General features: G+C 52.8%; 5 protein-coding genes. 4 read left to right on the plus strand and 1 reads right to left on the minus strand.

All coding sequences use genetic code 11. The features are described 5' to 3' along the window. Positions 1-379 (minus strand): hypothetical protein (locus tag AC5DDB_RS29840; protein ID WP_491743425.1); only part of this gene is annotated, 379 nt, incomplete at its 3' end. Between the two features lie 18 nt (positions 380-397). Between AC5DDB_RS29840 and AC5DDB_RS29845 the strand changes: the two genes are divergently transcribed. The 4 genes from AC5DDB_RS29845 to AC5DDB_RS29860 form a co-directional block, all read left to right on the plus strand. Further along, a complete protein-coding gene (locus AC5DDB_RS29845; RefSeq protein ID WP_491743426.1) occupies positions 398-1,282 on the plus strand; it encodes a hypothetical protein in 885 nt (294 codons plus the stop codon). A gap of 704 nt (positions 1,283-1,986) precedes the next feature. Beyond that, a complete protein-coding gene (locus AC5DDB_RS29850; RefSeq protein WP_491743427.1) occupies positions 1,987-2,355 on the plus strand; it encodes a DUF1257 domain-containing protein in 369 nt (122 codons plus the stop codon). Further along, entirely contained in the window at positions 2,352-2,543 is a 192-nt protein-coding gene (locus AC5DDB_RS29855) for a DUF2997 domain-containing protein (RefSeq protein WP_491743428.1), read from the plus strand. The genes AC5DDB_RS29850 and AC5DDB_RS29855 overlap by 4 nt, the downstream gene beginning before the upstream one ends. A gap of 94 nt (positions 2,544-2,637) precedes the next feature. After that, the coding region (locus tag AC5DDB_RS29860; RefSeq protein WP_491743429.1) for an AAA family ATPase at positions 2,638-3,466 on the plus strand (829 nt) is incomplete at its 3' end.

The raw sequence follows: 3,466 nt of genomic DNA on the forward strand, positions 1-3,466 counted from the left end.
GGAAGGGGTACCAACCGGTCCTTACTGCGAAGCAGAAAAATGGGATGGGACGATGCTGGGGCGGGTCAGCAGGAATCCGTTGCTGAAAGGTGTCCGCCTTCGCAACAAGAGTGAAAGTTGGCGAGACAGCCGCGGAAAATACCGGACGAGAAAGGCCGATCCGTCGATGCTTCTTGAGCGAGAAGTGCCACATCTGGCTTTCTTCTCCGCCGAGTACCGTGACAGGATCATCAACAAGGTAAACAAAAAGAACTCGCGTTACTCCCGGAACGTCAATGGCGTTGATCCGCGTCAACATATGCCGCGCAAGCGGACTCGATTTCCCGGACAAATGCTTTACTGTGGAATTTGCGGCCACATGTACGTGTTTGGTGGCCATGGACAAAGAGATCACCTCATGTGCGACGGAGCGCGCAAGCACAACTGCTGGAATGGAATCACGGTCGATGGTCCACTGGCCGCACGACTGATTGGATCGGCAGTATTGGAGACGATCGAATCTCTGCCCGATTTCGATAAAGCTTTTCTTGCGGATATCAACGCCGAAGCCAACCGCCTCGATGCGGAACGAAAGAAAGACTTGGCCCAATATGACCAACGGCTAAAAGACATTGATCGACAACTTGATAATTTTGTCGCCTACATCGGCAACGGCCAAGTTTTCGAGCGAATTCGAGTTGAAATGGATCGACTGGAAACCGAGCGTCGAGAGATACTGGTTGAACGTCAGCGGATACTCGAAACGCCAAGCCAAAGAATTGAAATTCCAGCCATGGAGGAATTAAGGCAAGCTGCTCGAGATTCCGTTTACGAACTCGCCGAAGAGAGCTGGGAATTCTGCAAACTCATGCGTCGCCTGGTTGCCCGCATCGTCGTCTTTCCGTACCGGCTGTGTGATGGTGGCGCTCCAGTGCTACGGGCCAAATTCCGAGTACACGCTTCAGGACTCTTGGACGAGCCCATGTCGCGTGCGGTTCTGGATCGTCCCTTGGAACAAGTCATCACTTTAGATCTTTTCAATCCACCTCAACGAGCCGCCTTCCGGGAGCGAATCATGAACTTGCGACGGTCGGAAAAAAGCGAACGTCAAGCTGCTGATGAATGCGGCATCACTACGACCGCGGCACAACGTGCTGCGGCGTTGCAACGAAGAATGGACGGACTCGGAATCACCGATCCATATCTGCCTTTGACTGCACCTCCAGATGACTATCCGAAACTGCGACGTCATTTACACAAACGATACCACTTTGCACCGCTACCAGACGCGGGGCAGATTTAGGATCGCTACGAGATCTAATCAATCAAGCTTAAAAAGCTTTCTGCAGCAAACCCCACGTCCAACTGGTCGTGGGGTTTGTCATGCGCCAACCTAGAAGAAAGAGATGGAGGAGTGCATGGCCGAGAAATCTACCAATGAAGCAACTGTACCCAAAACGGTCGACCCGCCGAACAACGCTGCACGAGAGCTATTGCAGTTGATAGCTTCTCATGTCTTCAAAAAACATTGTTGTACTCACAAACAAGCAATCTCGATCAGTAGGTGTACTGCTACAAAGCAATCAAACTGAAGCCGAGAATCGCTGTACAAAGCTGCTGTTGACATAGGACTCAAGTCACAGCAGACGTGGGCCTGCCGTACAAGCATTGCCGCTTGACAGCCTTATGATCTTTTTTCTAGATGATTTGAAACAAGACCGCCTATTTTCTAGCTGGCTAGTGTATAGGTCTGCAATCCGGATTTTACAGCACGAACGCTGCTTGCCCATGCAAACTGAGAAACGTTGTCAAGGCAACGATGGTCGTCACCTAAATTTTGGTCAAAAACGTGTCAAGTTATATAGGAGATGTTTAGCTATCTCCAAGTCAGTTGTTTGTTATGTCGCCCGGTGATTTCAAGCGTCAGTGCTTGAGGTTACCGGGCTTTTCTTGTTTGTGGTCGATGCCCTATCGGCCTAGGTTTGCTTCTGAAAGGAGCGTTTGGGAATGTCGCACATTGTGATGATCGAGACTGAGGTGCGGGATGTGGCTGCGGTGCGGGCTGCTTGTGAGTGGCTTCGACTGCCGGAGCCAAGGCATCGGACCGTCACATTGTTTAGTGGCGAGGCCACCGGTTGGGCGGTGGAGTTGCCCGAGTGGAGATATCCAGTGGTCTATGATTTGGCAAGTGGGCGAATGCTGTGTGACAATTTTAATAGTCGCTGGGGAGAACAACGTCACTTGGATGCATTTCTACAACGTTACGCGATTGAAAAGACACGAATCGAAGCACGACGTCAGGGGCATAGTGTGACGGAACAATCATTGGCGGACGGATCGGTCAAACTCACGGTTCATGTTGGGAGTCGCGTATGAAGGCAATTGAAATCATTGTCTCATCCAAAGGTCAAACACGAGTCGAAACAAAGGGCTTCTCGGGAACGGAATGCAAGCAGGCGACTCGGTTTCTTGAAATTGCCCTCGGACAAACGACAAGTCGGCAACTCACGGCCGAGTACTATCACTCGGCGACGCAGAACGAACAGCAGTCACGAACGGAGTAGTCCGTTCCCATCGCTTTCCATACGAGCCTTCAAGTCCGCGCGACGAGCGTGTCAGAGACCTGAAGGCTCTTTTCTTTGGTACAGGAGATTTTTGATGAAGAAGACACTTAGAGACAATTTGCAAGAACACGTCGCAGCCTGCTTTACGGGACTGTGGGTTCAGTCGGCCGAACACGACGAGGCGTTGGCCGAGATTGGGGCGTTGTGCGATTCGCAGAGGTGGAGTCTGCTTGTCTGGGACATCGAACGCGGTCTGCATGGACCAAGTCGTCTCGATGAACCGGCCAACCAAAGTGATCCGCTGGCGGCAATTCGGTCGCTAAGCGGCGTGGCCGATCCTCAGGGAACCACGCTCCTCGTCTTACCCAACTTTCATCGGTTTCTGAACTCCGCGGAGATTGTGCAGGCTTTGCTTCGGCAGTTTTTCATCGGCAAGCAGATTCGCACCTTCGTGGTCGTCCTCTCGCCGGTGGTTGACATTCCCGTGGAACTGGCAAAGCTGTTCGTGGTTCTCAACCACGAGTTGCCGGATCGGGAACAACTCGCAGAACTTGCTCACAGCGTGGCGACCGAACCGGGTGAACTGCCGGCTGACGACGAGTTCGGAAGAGTCCTAGATGCCGCCGCGGGATTAACGCGGTATGAAGCCGAGGGAGCGTTCTCGTTGTCGCTCGTTCGCGAAGGGCGGATTCAGCCGGAGACACTCTGGGAACTCAAGTCACAAACGCTCAAGAAAAACGGGCTACTGCACCTGCATCGCGGTGAGGACAGTTTTAACGACTTGGGCGGACTGTCTGCGCTCAAGGAGTTTTGTCTGCGGACGATGCGGCGACAGGGAGACGCCAATCCGCTCAAACGTCCAAAGGGTGTGCTACTGCTCTCGCCCCCAGGTTGTGGAAAGAGCAGCTTCGTGAAATGCCTGG

The organism is Thalassoroseus sp. (assembly GCF_984380535.1).

Excerpts from the sequence above, each read along its gene's own strand:
- AC5DDB_RS29845 (WP_491743426.1), top strand. The coding sequence starts at position 398 with ATGTGCGACGGAGCGCGCAAGCACAACTGCTGGAATGGAATCACGGTC.
- AC5DDB_RS29850 (WP_491743427.1), top strand. The coding sequence starts at position 1,987 with ATGTCGCACATTGTGATGATCGAGACTGAGGTGCGGGATGTGGCTGCG.
- AC5DDB_RS29855 (WP_491743428.1), top strand. The coding sequence starts at position 2,352 with ATGAAGGCAATTGAAATCATTGTCTCATCCAAAGGTCAAACACGAGTC.